Origin of the sequence: Kitasatospora sp. CM 4170 (assembly GCF_032110285.1) — a bacterium.
GTDB classification, from domain to species: domain Bacteria; phylum Actinomycetota; class Actinomycetes; order Streptomycetales; family Streptomycetaceae; genus Kitasatospora; species Kitasatospora aburaviensis.
The window spans coordinates 3,890,472-3,903,939 of the sequence record NZ_CP134877.1; the positions used below are offsets into that span (position 1 = coordinate 3,890,472).

17 protein-coding genes are annotated in these 13,468 nt (G+C 71.3%); 7 read left to right on the forward strand and 10 right to left on the reverse strand.

The features are described from left to right. Window positions 1-53: 53 nt before the first annotated feature. A complete protein-coding gene (locus tag RMN57_RS16215) occupies window positions 54-257 on the reverse strand; it encodes a DUF397 domain-containing protein (protein WP_313764097.1) in 204 nt (67 codons plus the stop codon). A 10-nt stretch (window positions 258-267) separates the two neighbouring features. Continuing rightward, complete coding sequence (locus RMN57_RS16220) at window positions 268-1,146, reverse strand: helix-turn-helix transcriptional regulator (RefSeq protein ID WP_313764098.1); 879 nt, start codon at window positions 1,144-1,146, stop codon at window positions 268-270. Between the two features lie 240 nt (window positions 1,147-1,386). On the opposite strand from RMN57_RS16220, the gene RMN57_RS16225 reads away from it, so the two are divergent. The 4 genes from RMN57_RS16225 to RMN57_RS16240 are packed head-to-tail and all read left to right on the forward strand — an operon-like array spanning window position 1,387 to window position 2,474. After that, window positions 1,387-1,752, forward strand: a complete 366-nt coding sequence (locus RMN57_RS16225; protein ID WP_313764099.1) for an ATP-binding protein — start codon at window positions 1,387-1,389, stop codon at window positions 1,750-1,752. A 40-nt stretch (window positions 1,753-1,792) separates the two neighbouring features. Beyond that, on the forward strand, window positions 1,793-2,032 hold the full coding sequence (locus tag RMN57_RS16230; RefSeq protein ID WP_313764100.1) for a hypothetical protein: 240 nt from the start codon (window positions 1,793-1,795) through the stop codon (window positions 2,030-2,032). Beyond that, window positions 2,029-2,169 carry a hypothetical protein gene (locus tag RMN57_RS16235; RefSeq protein WP_313764101.1) on the forward strand — a complete coding sequence of 47 codons (141 nt, stop codon included), beginning with the start codon at window positions 2,029-2,031 and terminating at the stop codon, window positions 2,167-2,169. Before RMN57_RS16230 ends, RMN57_RS16235 begins: the two co-directional genes overlap by 4 nt. A 26-nt stretch (window positions 2,170-2,195) precedes the next feature. After that, a complete protein-coding gene (locus RMN57_RS16240) occupies window positions 2,196-2,474 on the forward strand; it encodes a hypothetical protein (RefSeq protein ID WP_313764102.1) in 279 nt (92 codons plus the stop codon). Window positions 2,475-2,632: 158 nt separating this feature from the next. On the opposite strand, the gene RMN57_RS16245 is transcribed toward RMN57_RS16240, so the two are convergent. Further along, a complete protein-coding gene (locus tag RMN57_RS16245; RefSeq protein ID WP_313764103.1) occupies window positions 2,633-3,466 on the reverse strand; it encodes a MerR family transcriptional regulator in 834 nt (277 codons plus the stop codon). Window positions 3,467-3,780: 314 nt separating this feature from the next. On the opposite strand from RMN57_RS16245, the gene RMN57_RS16250 reads away from it, so the two are divergent. Continuing rightward, a complete protein-coding gene (locus RMN57_RS16250; RefSeq protein WP_313764104.1) occupies window positions 3,781-3,963 on the forward strand; it encodes a PspC domain-containing protein in 183 nt (60 codons plus the stop codon). A gap of 108 nt (window positions 3,964-4,071) precedes the next feature. Here RMN57_RS16250 and RMN57_RS16255 read toward each other — a convergent pair whose 3' ends face one another. The 3 genes from RMN57_RS16255 to RMN57_RS16265 form a co-directional block, all read right to left on the reverse strand. Continuing rightward, entirely contained in the window at window positions 4,072-4,419 is a 348-nt protein-coding gene (locus tag RMN57_RS16255) for an ATP-binding protein (RefSeq protein ID WP_313764105.1), read from the reverse strand. Between the two features lie 246 nt (window positions 4,420-4,665). Further along, the gene (locus RMN57_RS16260; RefSeq protein ID WP_313764106.1) at window positions 4,666-5,814 is read right to left on the reverse strand and encodes an adenosine deaminase; all 1,149 of its coding nucleotides are present in this window, start codon (window positions 5,812-5,814) and stop codon (window positions 4,666-4,668) included. A 242-nt stretch (window positions 5,815-6,056) separates the two neighbouring features. Then, window positions 6,057-7,022 (reverse strand): LysR family transcriptional regulator, encoded by a 966-nt coding sequence (locus RMN57_RS16265; protein ID WP_313764107.1) that lies wholly within the window; start codon window positions 7,020-7,022, stop codon window positions 6,057-6,059. 107 nt (window positions 7,023-7,129) lie between these two features. On the opposite strand from RMN57_RS16265, the gene RMN57_RS16270 reads away from it, so the two are divergent. Together RMN57_RS16270 and RMN57_RS16275 are read left to right on the forward strand one after the other, a co-directional pair. Beyond that, window positions 7,130-8,473, forward strand: coding sequence for an MFS transporter (locus RMN57_RS16270; protein ID WP_313764108.1), 1,344 nt, complete (start codon window positions 7,130-7,132; stop codon window positions 8,471-8,473). A gap of 211 nt (window positions 8,474-8,684) precedes the next feature. Further along, a complete protein-coding gene (locus RMN57_RS16275; RefSeq protein ID WP_313764109.1) occupies window positions 8,685-9,239 on the forward strand; it encodes a Uma2 family endonuclease in 555 nt (184 codons plus the stop codon). 30 nt (window positions 9,240-9,269) lie between these two features. Here RMN57_RS16275 and RMN57_RS16280 read toward each other — a convergent pair whose 3' ends face one another. The 4 genes from RMN57_RS16280 to RMN57_RS16295 form a co-directional block, all read right to left on the reverse strand. Beyond that, window positions 9,270-10,547, reverse strand: coding sequence for a thymidine phosphorylase (locus tag RMN57_RS16280; protein WP_313764110.1), 1,278 nt, complete (start codon window positions 10,545-10,547; stop codon window positions 9,270-9,272). Between the two features lie 96 nt (window positions 10,548-10,643). Next, a complete protein-coding gene (locus RMN57_RS16285) occupies window positions 10,644-11,045 on the reverse strand; it encodes a cytidine deaminase (RefSeq protein ID WP_313764111.1) in 402 nt (133 codons plus the stop codon). Further along, window positions 11,042-12,307, reverse strand: a complete 1,266-nt coding sequence (locus tag RMN57_RS16290) for an ABC transporter permease (RefSeq protein ID WP_313764112.1) — start codon at window positions 12,305-12,307, stop codon at window positions 11,042-11,044. Before RMN57_RS16290 ends, RMN57_RS16285 begins: the two co-directional genes overlap by 4 nt. Further along, on the reverse strand, window positions 12,304-13,464 hold the full coding sequence (locus RMN57_RS16295) for an ABC transporter permease (protein WP_313764113.1): 1,161 nt from the start codon (window positions 13,462-13,464) through the stop codon (window positions 12,304-12,306). Before RMN57_RS16295 ends, RMN57_RS16290 begins: the two co-directional genes overlap by 4 nt. Between the last annotated feature and the right edge of the window lie 4 nt (window positions 13,465-13,468).

Genomic DNA, 13,468 nt, shown 5'->3' on the forward strand with positions numbered 1-13,468 from the left:
ACGCCCTGAGTGGGCTGCATCGGGCTGCGGCCCGATGCAGCCCACTTCGACGCTCAGACCAGGTGGTCGAACTCGCCGGCCTTCACTCCGAGGATGAAGGCGCGGAGCTTCGGGGCACTGGTCGTGACGATGACGTTCGGGTCGTCCGACTCGCGGAGGTGGCGCAGGTCGCCGGTTTCAGAGGCCGCCAGTTCGAGGCAGTTGTTTTCGGCGTCGCCCCCGCTGAATGACGACTTCTGCCAAGTGGTTTCGGACATCGCAGGCCTTTCAGACTTGGAGCAGGTAGAGGAGGTGCTGGAGGATCCCCCATGAGTCGCGCGACGCCGCTCCGCTCCGAGGCCCCGCCGTATCGACTGCAGGTAGCGCCAGATCCTTCAGTTGTTCGAACCTCCGACGATAAGCCGTGATGCTCGCGGGATCTCCATAGTGCTCGGCCCGCTGAGGACCGTCCACGATGATTGTGGACAGGTCCACGGAACCGGGCTCGCAGAACAAGAACGAGTTGGGACTCGGTGGCTTCTTCGAGGAAGTGAACGGAAGTACCTGAACGGTGACGTTCGGGCGCGCAGCCATGTCGATCAGATGAAGCAACTGGGCCCTCATCACCGCATCGCCAGGGAAACGCATCCGCAGCGCAGCCTCGTGGATGACGAAGTGGAACTCCTTGCCCTCGTCCAGGATCCGCTGCCGCGCCATCCGGAACCGGACCGCATCCGCGATATCCCAATCCCCTTCGGAGTCCTCGAAGATCGCCTCGGCGTAGCCCTGCAACTGCAGGGCACCAGGAATGTAGAGCATCTCGTAGTTCGCCAGCCGGACCGAACGGTCCTCAGCCTCGGCAAGGTCCAGCGCGAGTGCAGGCACTTTGCCCTCGTACTCGCTCCACCAGCCCTTACCCGCACTACGGCTCATCTCTGCAAGCGTGGCCCGGTACGCGGGATCGGTGCATCCGTAGGCGTCAAGCCAGACTTCAAGCCGCTCAGCGTTCAAGGTGATCCGGCCGGCCTCGGTGTGACTCACCGCCGGACCGCCCATCCCCACAAGTGCGCCGGCCTCTGCAGCCGACAAACCTGCAGCTACGCGCAGCCCCTGCAGTTCCTCGCCGAATCGACGCTGCCTCTGGCTGATCGGCCCCTTGTATCCCACAGCTGTCCTTCCTTGTCTGCGAAGTCTCGCGCAGAACCCGCATATGACGCCACCACGAAGCGGGAGGAGACCCAGCGATCGGCTTGCAACTCTGCCACACAAGCCCCTACTCTCAGTGTTGCACCGATCACACGACGGAGCGTCAGTAATGCCTTTCGGGCGCCGCAGAGCAGCCATGTGCGGCCTGGCTCACGGTCACGCCCCCGTCGCGAACTCCCCTTCCTCCCCCGGAGGTTCTTCGTGCGTGCCTTCAACCCTCCCGACTGGTCCTCCGCCCGCCACGAGCTGCGCGAGGCCCTCACCCTCTCCAACTGGCCGCCGGACACCATCGCGGACGCCGAACTCGCCCTGCACGAACTCTTCGTCAACGCGTGGAAGCACGCCGGCAGTCAGGCGCCCCTCGTCGTCGTCCTGCTCCTCAATCGCACCCTCCGGGTCTCGGTCACGGACGACAGCCCCGTCCTCCCCGAGCCCCGCGCCTCCTCCACCCCCTACGAACTCTCCGGCCGCGGACTGCACCTGGTCCGCTCGCTCACCCACCGGTTCGGCGCGGACCCGCGCAAGATCGGCAAATCCGTCTGGTTCGAGCTGGACGCCGCCGCGTGAGCCGCGACCGCCGCCGGACGCCCACGCGGAGGTCACAGGCATGGGCGTCCTGATCCCCCTCGTCACCGAGGCGATCCACACCGAGCGGACCACCGCCGCCTACCTCACCGTCGAGCACGTCCCCGACGCCGCCCTCCAACTCCGCGTCGCCGTCGACCTCGACGTCCACGCCGCCCCGGGTGAACACCTCGCGCTCCCCCTCACCCGCGACCAGGCCCACGACCTCCTCCACACCCTCGCCGCCCACCTCGGCCACCGCGTCATCGGCATCACCCGATGAGGACCGGCACCGCCGCCTTCCTCGTCGCCACCGCCTTCATCGCCCTTCTCGCGCTCGCGATCCTCACCGTCGCCCTCGGTGTCGTGACCGCCCTCAAGGTGCACCGGCCCGACGACAGCGACACCCCTCCCGACTGACGGTCCCTCCCGAAGGCAGCACGCCCATGCCCGACCCCCTCCTCGCCAACGCCCTCGCCGCCACGCACTACGCCGTGGCCGCCGCCTTCAACGCCCACACGGGCGGCGCACCCGTGCCACCCGCGCCCGACGACTTCGACTGGCCGCAGCTCGAAGCCTTCGTCCACCGCCTCGGCTTCGAGGCCGACCACTCCGACGCCGCCCTCAACCTCTACCGCCTGCTCACCGCCGTCCAGCGGATCGCCTACCGCGAGGCCGCCGGCCGGAACACCACCTGGCACCCCGCCCGCCTCAACCCCGCCTAGGAAGTCGGCGCCGATCGCGCGGCCGGTCCTCCGGTTGCATCCTTGCCATCCATTGGTCGGCCCTCCGTCCCGGCGTCTGCCCGGCTCAACGCCGCCCGGGGGGCCGAGCCGCCATCGGCTCGGCTTTCCGGCACAGACGCACCCCGATCACGCGGGGCTCAGACCTCCGCGCCCGCGACGGTGACCACCCCGGCGACGTCCGCCACGTGTTCGCCCTCCTCGGCCGTCTCCCAGTTCGGGTAGTACACCTCGCGCGAGCCGCCGATGCGCTCGTACCCCTGCTCGCGGATCCAGGTGAGCACCGCGTCGTGCACGCCCACCATCGTCGCGAAGTCCCGGTGCTTCTTGCCCAGTTCCGTGTACGCCTCGCGGTGCGCGGGCTCGATCCGGACCCCGATCTCCCCGACCGGCTCGACCGTGTTCATCGTCGGGACGCAGACCTCGACCGGGCCGTCCGAGTCGTCGCTCACGATGCCGTGGTAGACGGCGAAGAGCGGCCCTGACAGGCAGGCACCGGTCGTCCGCATGTGGGCGAAGATCGCGTCGGTGGCCTCGCCGAGGAAGTCGAGGAGGTCCCCGACCGTGACATGGCGCCGGACGAACAGCACCTTCTGCTCGGGTACGTCGCGTTCGGCCATCTCGTACATCTGCGGATTCCTTCCGGCCAGGACCTCTCGGGCGTAGCCCACCGCCTCCCGGCGGGCCTCGTGCACGGACTGCTCCGCCCGCCAGTAGGCGTCGAGCAGCCCGACCGATTCGGCGCCGCCCGGGTCGAGCACCCCCGCGATCAGCGCCAGCGGCATCCCGCCGGCGCGCAGCAGCGCGATCCGGCGGGCGCGCTCGACCTGCTCCGGGAGGTAGCGGCGGAACCCGGTCCGCGGATCGACGTGCGCGGGCGGCAGCAGCCCCCGGTCCCCGTACAGCCGCAGGGCCTTGTGGCTCAGCCCGGTGCGGGTCGCGAGCTCGCCGATGCCGATCAAGTCCTCGTGCATGCCGTCACTCTGGCCCCTGTCCCAGGGGCAGAGGCAAGCGCGCCCGCGCTGCACGTGCCGCCGCACGGGAAGTCGACCTCTTCGACTCCCACCCCGCCCGACGAACGGATCCACCGTGGCGCGACGGCCCGCCCGCCGGCGAACGCCTCCGGGGCGTCCCTGAGGTGAACCCCGAGACCACGTCCGTCTTCCCGGTGACGGAGCTCCGGGGCGGGATCGCCATCCAGGCTGAGGATCCGGCGGCCGCGACGGCGGAGCATGGAAGTACGCCAGCCGGAGAGACCGGCCCCAGGCGCTACGACACGGAGAACGCCATGAGCCGCCTCGCCCGCCCCCGCCACAACCGCGTCATCGCCGGCGTCTGCGCCGGGATCGCCGAGCGCTTCGGCCTGTCCCCGTGGACCGTCCGGATCATCTTCCTCGCCTCCTGCCTGCTGCCCGGCCCGCAGTTCCTGATCTACCTGGCGCTCTGGCTGGTGCTCCCCCAGGAGCCGTGACCGTTGGGGGCCGGGCCTTCGGCTTCACGGCCCCCCACGACGACGACGGGCCGCCCGCGCCCCGGGAGCACCGGGGTGCGGGCGGCCCGCCATGCGAGGTGGAACGCGTCAGCCGCCGAGGCCCGGCAGCGGGAGGGCGCCGGTCAGCCCGCCGAGCGGGGTCTTGTCCAGGCCCGGCACGCTCGGCACGGCGGCCCGGGGGGCCGCGTCGGCCGCCGGGGCCTGGCCGGCGGTGGGGGCGAGGGTGCCCAGGGTGCCGGTCACCTTGTCGCCGCCGGGCAGCTTGCCGGCGGTGTCGACGACCGCACCGGTCACGGCCGGGTTGCTCACCAGGCCGGCGGGAGACCCGAGGCCACCGGCGGCGACCGGGTCGGCCGACGCGCTGCCGGCGCCCACCGCCGCGATGGCGAGACCCAGCGCGGCAGTGCCGGCGGCCTTGAGCTTGGCCTGCTTCATGTTCGTCCCCTTGGATCCTCGTCGGTGGCCGACGTCCGCGGCCGGACGGCGGGTTCCGCCGCCACGACCGGTCGGCGATGACTGGCACACCGTAGTGAGTGGATCGCACGAGGATCAAAGGCTGTTAACCCACACGAGTGGGTAGTCGGATGAACGCCAATTCCCTTGCGAGAAAGCGGCGTTCATCCGACCAGGCGTTCGGGTCGGCATCGGCCGGCACCCCGCGGCACCGGCCACCGTGCGACCTCAGGAGCCGCTGCTGAACAGCCACTCCGCCTTAAGCTCGGCGTAGCCCGGCTTGATCACGTCGTTGATCATCGCCAGCCGCTCGTCGAACGGCAGGAACGCCGACTTCATCGCGTTGACCGTGAACCACTCCATGTCGCCCAGGGTGTAGCCGAAGGCGTCCACCAGGTGGCCGAACTCCTGGCTCATGCTGGTGCCGCTCATCAGGCGGTTGTCGGTGTTGACCGTCACCCGGAACTTCAGCCGGCTGAGCAGCCCGATCGGGTGCTCGGCGTACGACGTGGCCGCCGCGGTCTGGAGGTTGGAGGTCGGGCACATCTCCAGCGGGATGCGCTTGTCGCGCACGTACGCGGCCAGTCGGCCGAGCTCGACGCTGCCGTCCTCGTTGATCGTGATGTCGTCGACGATCCGCACGCCGTGGCCGAGCCGGTCGGCGCCGCAGCACTGCAGAGCCTCCCAGATCGACGGCAGGCCGAAGGCCTCGCCCGCGTGGATCGTGAAGTGGTTGTTCTCGCCCTTGAGGTAGTCGAAGGCGGCCTGGTGGCGGGTGGGGGGGTACCCGGCCTCGGCGCCCGCGATGTCGAAACCGACCACGCCGCTGTCGCGGTGGCGGTTGGCCAGCTCGGCGATCTCCTGCGAGCGGGCGGCGTGCCGCATCGCGGTGATCAGGGTGCCGACGCGGATGCGGTGGCCGGCGTCACGGGCGTTGCGCTCGCCGAGGCGGAAGCCCTCCTGGACGGCCTCGACGACCTCGTCGAGGGTCAGGCCACCCTCCAGGTGCTGCTCGGGGGCGTAGCGGACCTCGGCGTAGACGACGCCGTCGGCGGCCAGGTCCTCGGCGCAGTCGGCGGCGACCTTGATCAGGGCCTCGCGGGTCTGCATGACCGCGCAGGTGTGCGCGAAGGTCTCCAGGTAGCGGACCAGCGAGCCGGAGTCGGCGGCCTCGCGGAACCACTCGCCGAGTTCCTTCGGGTCGGTGGTGGGGAGGCCCTCGTAGCCGACCGCGGCGGCCAGCTCGACCACGGTCTCGGGGCGCAGCCCGCCGTCCAGGTGGTCGTGCAGCAGCACCTTGGGGGCGCGGGCGATCTGCTCGGGGGTGGGGATTCGGGGGCCGGTGCCCGCGGTGGTGACAGGGATCTGCTTCTCCATTGCGGGAGTGTAGCTCCTACGCGCGTAGACAGGCCACCGTCCACACGGCTGGTTCGGCCAATGTGCACCGGTAATTCCACCGATCGGACGAACCCCGCTCCCTACCGGCCAGTTACCCCGTAACCGGCCGGTTGCCGGAGCCGGAGCCGGAGCCGGAGCAGGAGCCCGGGGCAGGAACAGGCGCAGGGCCGGGCCGGCCGGCTCCCCGCCCCGGGAACGGGCCCCGCCCCGGAGCGCCCCGGTCAGTCGTGCTGCAGCAGCCGCCCCCGCCGCGACAGGACGAAGTCCCGGAACGCCGCCACCGGCGGCGTCGCCGGCCGACCCGCCGCCCAGGCCAGGCCGATCGCCCGCCGGGTGCGCGGCGCCGTGACCTCCAGCTCCACCACCCCGGGCCGCGGCACCAGCGCGGGCGGCAGCAGCGCCACCCCCAGGCCGGCCGCGACCAGGCCGCGCAGCGTCTCCGCCTCCTCCCCCTCGAAGGCGATCCGCGGCACGAACCCGGCCTCCTCGCAGAACCCGTCGGTGATCGCCCGCAGCCCGTACCCGCGCTCCAGCCCGACGAACGGCTCCTCGGCCACCTCGGCCAGCCGGATCCGGCGCCGGCCGGCCAGCCGGTGGTCGACCGGCACCACCAGGTGCAATCGCTGCTCGTCCAGCCGCCGCGCCACCAGCGCCGGGTCGCCGTCCGGCACCGGTGCGACCAGGCAGAGGTCCAGCTCACCGGCGCGCAGCCGCTCCAGCATCGCACCGACGTAGTCCTGCACCAGCTGAAACCGCACCTGCGGGTACGCCGCCCGGAAGTCGCGCAGCAGCGCCGGGACGGCGTCCGTCCCCATGGTGTGCAGGAAGCCGAACGCCACCCGTCCGGTGGCCGGATCGGCCTCGGCCCGGGCCGCCTCCGCGCCGCGCTCGACCTCGGCCAGCGCCCGCTCCACCGAGGCCAGCAGCAGTCGGCCGGCCCGGGTCAGCCGGACCGTCCGACCCTGACGGGCCAGCAGGTCGACCCCCAGCTCCGCCTCCAACCGGGCCACCGACCGGGACAGCGTCGGCTGCGGCATGCCCAGCAGCGCGGCCGCCTGCGTCACGTGCTCCAGCCGTGCCACGGCGGCGAACTGGGCCAGCCTGGGGGCGAGTTGGGTGACCGGCAGCTCCGGCCCCAACTCGGCCGGGCGGTGCGGGAGCTCGATCTCCGGTTCGCCCTCGGCCATCTCCGTGCCACCTTCCCCTCGCCCGGCTCTGCTCATGCATTCGCGTATGCATTATCGGCTGATCATGCATTGGACGCATCAACCGCGCCGGGCCTAACGTCGGAGCCATGCAGCCCTCAAGTACCGGGGCATCCGTGGCCACCCCGGATGCCCTCACCCAGCCGTCCCCGCAGACCGAGCCCTCCCCGCGCACGCAGCCGGTGCGCCGCACCCGGCCGCTGCCGGGCACCAGCACCGCCGACGACCGGCTCCGCCCCGGGCAGCGCGCCTTCCGCCGCGCCAACCTCGCGCTCTTCGCCGCGGGCATCGCGACCTTCGTCCTCCTCTACTCCACCCAGGGCCTGCTGCCGATCCTCTCGGCCGACCTCGATCTCACCCCGGGCCAGGCCAGCTGGACGGCCTCCGCCGCCACCCTCGGCCTCGCGCTCGCCCTGCTCCCGGCCAGCGCGCTCTCCGACCGGTACGGCCGGACCGCGGTGATGACCGCCTCCGTACTGGCCGCCTCGGTGCTCGCGCTGGCACTGCCGTTCGCCCCGGACCTCACCACCCTGGTCGTGCTGCGCGCCCTCCAGGGCGCCGCGCTCGCCGGGCTGCCGGCCACCGCGATGGCCTACCTCGCCGAGGAGGTCCACCCGTCCGCGCTGGCCTCCGCGATGGGTCTGTACGTGGCGGGCAACAGCATCGGCGGCATGGGCGGCCGACTGCTCTCCGGCTGGGTCGCCGCCGGATTCGGCTGGCGCTGGGGCCTGGCCGCCTCGGCCGCCCTGGCCCTGCTCGCGGTGCTCGCCTTCCGGCTGCTGATCCCGGCCGCCCGGCACTTCACGCCGGCCCCGGTAGACGCCCGCGCCCTGGCCCGCACGGTCGGCCGGCACCTGCGCAACCCGCTGCTGGTCCGGCTCTACGCGCTCGGGCTGCTCTTCATGGCCGTCTTCGGCGCGGTGTACAACACCGTCGGCTACCGGCTGATCGCCGCGCCGTTCCAGCTGCCGGAGTCGGTGGCCGCCTCGATCTTCGTCGTCTACCTGGTCGGCACCGGCACCTCGGCCGCCGCCGGACGCCTCTCCGGCCGCCTCGGCCGGCGCGGCGCGCTCTACGTGGCGATCGGCGTGACCGCCGCCGGACTGCTGCTCTCGCTCACCGACTCGCTGGTCTGCGCCCTGCTCGGCCTGGTGCTGATCACCGCCGGCTTCTTCGCCGGCCACGCCACCGCCTCCTCGGCCGTCGGCCGCACCGCCACCGAGGGCCGCGCCCAGGCCTCCGCGCTGTACCTGATCGCCTACTACCTGGGGAACAGCCTCGGCGGCACGATCGGCGCCGACGCCTACCACTCCACCGGCTGGTCCGGCGCGGCCGCCGTCGGCCTCACCGCGATGACCGTGGCCGCCGCGGTCACCCTGTACGCGACCCGCCGGGCCCACACCGCACGGCGGGCCGTGCCCGCGGTGCGCTGAACCGGCCTGCAGAAGTCACAACGGCGCCGACCTGCCGAAGTCGTGACCGCCCGGCGGATACCTGACGCTCCGCGTCAGGTATCCGCCGCAGCATCCTCCCGGTCGGCCACGACCTGACCCGCGAGGCCCCCGAGGACTTCCTGAAGCTCGCCCTCACCGCGGCGGGGCGAGAGCCGCCCGGCCGTCGGCGGACGTCGATACACTCCGAATCATGAGCGTCGATCCTGCTGTGTACGCCCGGTTGCGCGATATCGCCGATCAGCTGCCACAGATCCCCGGGATAGGGAAGGTCGAGATCGCCGACGGCGAGATCATCATGATGATGTCGCCGGTGAAGCGGCACGAGCTCGCGGTGCTGCGCATCGCCCGGCAGCTCAACGCACAGTTGCCGACCACTCACCCCGGCCACATCGCCTACCACGGTGCGGATCTGGAGGATGCCGGGCTCGGCAGGCTGCGGAACCCGGATCTGATGGTCTTCCCCGAGGCAACCTTGGAGGGCGAGCAGCGGGCGGTGCTCCCGCACGAGGTACTGCTCGCCGTGGAGATCGTCTCCAAGTCGAACCCCGAGAACGACTACCAGGACAAGGTCCGCGACTACGCGGCCATGGGCATCCCGTTCTACCTGCTCGTCGACCCCCGCACCGGCACCGGCATCGTGCACTCGGAGCCCGGCTACGGCTCCCGCGAGAAGTTCGTGTTCGGCGACAGGATCGCCGTCGGTCCCTGGAGCCTCGACACCAGTGGTCTGCTCACGTACGCCTGAGCAGGCGTACGTGAGCAGGCCTCACTACGCTCAGGCGATGCGGTCCAGCACGATCGGGTTCGGGGTGAACGCGGTGCCGGCCGGGGAGACCTCGATGCCGCCGGCGAGGGCCTCGATCGCGTACTCGAAGCGCTCCGGGGTGTCGGTGTGCAGGGTCAGCAGCGGCTGGCCGGCCATCACGGTGTCGCCCGGCTTGGCGTGCATCTCGACGCCGGCGCCGGCCTGCACCGGGTCCTCCTTGCGGGCGCGGCCGGCGCCGAGGCGCCAGGCGCAGACGCCCACCGCGTAGGCGTCCAGCTTGGTGAGCACGCCGGAGGCCGGGGCCGGGATGACGTGCTGCTCGCGGGCGACCGGCAGCGCGGCGTCCACGTCGCCGCCCTGGGCGGCGATCATCCGGCGCCAGTGGTCCATCGCGGAGCCGTCGCGCAGCGCGTCGGCCGGGTCCTTGCCGTGCACGCCGGCCGCGGCGAGCATCTCGCGGGCCAGCGCGAGGGTCAGCTCGACGACGTCCGCCGGGCCGCCGCCGGCCAGCACCTCGACCGACTCGCGGACCTCCAGCGCGTTGCCCGCGGTGAGGCCGAGCGGGGTCGACATGTCGGTGAGCAGGGCGACGGTGTTGACGCCGGCCGTGGTGCCGAGGCCGACCATGGTGCGGGCCAGCTCGCGGGCGTCGTCCAGGTTCTTCATGAAGGCGCCGGAGCCGACCTTCACGTCGAGGACGAGCGCGCCCGTGCCCTCGGCGATCTTCTTGGACATGATCGAGGAGGCGATCAGCGGGATCGCCTCGACGGTGCCGGTGACGTCGCGCAGCGCGTAGAGCTTCTTGTCGGCGGGGGCCAGGCCGTCGCCGGCGGCGCAGATGACGGCGCCGCTGGAGCGCAGGACGTCCATCATCTCCTCGTTGGAGAGCAGCGCGCGCCAGCCGGGGATGGACTCCAGCTTGTCGAGGGTGCCGCCGGTGTGGCCGAGGCCGCGGCCGGAGAGCTGCGGGACGGCGGCGCCGCAGGCGGCGACCAGCGGGGCGAGCGGCAGGGTGATCTTGTCGCCCACGCCGCCGGTGGAGTGCTTGTCGCTGGTGGGCAGCGGCAGCGAGGAGAAGTCCATCCGGACGCCGGAGCGGATCATCGCGTCGGTCCAGCGGCTGATCTCGCGCGGCTGCATGCCGTTCAGCAGGATCGCCATGGCCAGCGCGGACATCTGCTCGTCGGCGACCTCGCCGCGGGTGTAGGCGTCGATGACCCAGTCGATCTGAGCGTCGCTCAGCTCTCCGCGGTCGCGCTTGGTCCTGATGACGGAGATGGCGTCCATGGCTTGCTCCAAGAGGGGTTCAAAAGCGAAGAGTGTCGCGAGCTGGCCGGGTTTCGACCTACTCGCGACACTCTACGCGCGTAACAGAGAGACAGACTAGAGCCGCTCCGGCCCGAACGCGTCGGGGAGAACCTCGCTCATCGGCTTCACCCCGGAGGGCAGCTCGACCAGCAGTTCCGGCCCGCCGTGCTCGTACAGCAGCTGGCGGCAGCGGCCGCACGGCATGAGCAGTTGGCCGTCCCCGTCCACACAGGTGAACGCGGTCAGCCGGCCGCCACCGCCGGAGTGCAGCGCGGAGACCAGGCCGCACTCGGCGCAGAGGCCGAGCCCGTACGAGGCGTTCTCCACGTTGCAGCCGGTGACCACGCGGCCGTCGTCCACCAGCGCCGCGGCGCCGACCGGGAACTTGCTGTACGGGGCGTAGGCGTGGCTCATCGCCTCGCGCGCCGCGGCGCGCAGCCGCTCCCAGTCGACCTCCGGGGCCGTTCCGGACGTCACTTGCCCTGGCCCTTGCGGTAGATCTGACCGTCGGCCTTCGGCGGGCGCAGGCGCTGCGACGCCAGCGAGAGCACCACCAGGGTGATCACGTACGGCGTGGCCACGATCAGCGGACGCTGGACCTGCTCGGTGGTGAAGTACCAGGCGAACAGGCCGCCGGAGACCACGAGGGTGATCGCCGCGGAGGTCAGCTTCCGGCGGTACACGTTCCAGAGCGCCAGCAGCGCCATCGCGATGGCGACCACCAGGATCAGCACGTGCACCGACTCCGGGTCGCGCAGCTGGAGGCTGTCGGTGAAGCCGAACAGGCCGGCGCCCATGGCGAGGCCGCCGGGCATCCAGTTGCCGAAGATCATCGCCGCGAGGCCGATGAAGCCTCGGCCGTTGGTCTGGCCGTCCTTGTAGAAGTGCGCCGCGACCAGCGAGAGGTACGCACCGCCGAGGCCGGCGAAGGCACCGGAGGCGACGACCGCGTAGTACTTGTACTTGTAGACGTTGACGCCCAGCGACTCGGCCGCGGTCGGGTTCTCACCGCAGGAGCGCAGACGCAGGCCGAACACGGTGCGCCAGAGCGCGAAGTAGCTCGCCACGATCAGCGCGCCGGCCAGCAGCACGACCACCGAGATGTTGGTGACCAGGCCGCCGAGCACGCCGGCGACGTCGGAGACCAGGAACCAGTGGTGGGCCTCGATGTCCTTCAGGCCGGAGGAGAGGCCGGGGATGGTCATGTACGGCAGCGGATCGGCCGGCGGGGACTGGTTCGCACCGGCCCCGACGGAGATGTAGTCCTTGTAGTAGATCCGGTTGACGTACGCGCAGATGCCGGGGATCAGCAGGTTGACGCCGACGCCGGAGACGATGTGGTCGACGCCGAAGGTCACCGTGATGATCGCGTGCAGCAGACCGCCGAGCGCACCGCCGAGCATGCCGGCGACCAGGCCGAACCAGGGGCTGACCAGGTAGCCGCCCCAAGCGCCGCAGAAGGTGCCGGCGACCATCATGCCTTCGAGGCCGATGTTGACCACACCGGCCCGCTCGGACCAGAGACCGCCCAGACCGGCCATGCCGATCGGCACGGCGGCGCTGAGCGCGGCGGTGACCTGACCGGAGGAGGTCAGCGAGTGGTTGTCGGTGATCATGCCGACGGCGGAGAACAGGACCAGGGCGCCGGCGATCAGCAGCAGCACCACCGGCCAGGACATCTTGCGCTTCTTGGCGGGAGCGCCCGGCGCCTTCGCACGGGCAGCGGTGGCGGTGCTCATGCCGACACCTCCTTCTTCTCGTTGGCGGCGGCCTGGGCGGCGAGCTCGGCGCCGACCTTCTGCTGCTGGCGCTTGAGGCCGTAGCGACGCACCAGCTCGTAGGCGACGACGACGCAGATGACGATGGTGCCCTGCATGACCGGGACGATCTCGAACGGGAAGCCGCCGTTCTGGGGCAGCGGCAGCTGCGAGCCGGTGGCGTCCAGGAACGCGAAGAGCAGCGCCGCGAAGGCCATGCCGATCGGGCTGTTGCGGCCCAGCAGGGCGACCGAGATTCCGAGGAAGCCGAGACCGCCCTGGAAGCTCTGGCCGAAGTTGTACGAGTTCTGCAGCAGCTCGGGCAGACCGATCAGACCGGCCAGCGCGCCCGAGACCAGCATCGAGATCACGACCATGCGCTTGACGTTCACGCCGGACGCGGTGGCCGCGGTCTCCGAGCGGCCGGTGGCGCGCAGGTCGAAGCCGAAGCGGGTGCGGGTCAGGGTGAACTGGAAGGCCACGCCGACCAGGATCGCGATGAACAGGAAGCCGTAGAGCGGGCCGCCGTCGGTGTTGATCGAGAAGAAGTGGCTGGACTCCGAGACCGGGCTGGTCTGGATGGAGTTGCTGGTGGTGCCCTTCTCCGGCGCGAAGATGCCGGGGACGAGCAGCAGACCCACGATGGCGACCGCGATGGCGTTCAGCATGATGGTCGAGATGACCTCGCTGACGCCGCGGAAGACCTTCAGCAGACCGGCGATGCTGGCGTAGAGGCCACCGACCAGCATGGCGGTGATCAGCAGCAGCGGGATCTGGATGAACGACGGCAGGTCGATCTGGCTGCCGATGTAGGCCGCGAACAGCGCCGCGACCTTGTACTGGCCCTCGACGCCGATGTTGAACAGGTTCATCCGGAACCCGAAGGCGGCGGCCGCGGCGGCCAGGTAGTACGTGGTGGACCGGTTGAGGATGGCCACCTGGCCGTCCGACTTGGTGGCGTACGTGATCATCACGTTCCAGGCGTCGAACGGGTTCTTGCCCGAGGTCGCCAGGAGCACCGAACAGATCGCGACGGAGAGCAGCACGGCGAGCACCGGCGCTGCGAGGGCGAGCACGATCTTCTCGCCGTCGAACCGCTTCGCCAGCGTGCGCTTGGCGGCGGGGGTGGGACTGGTCATGTGG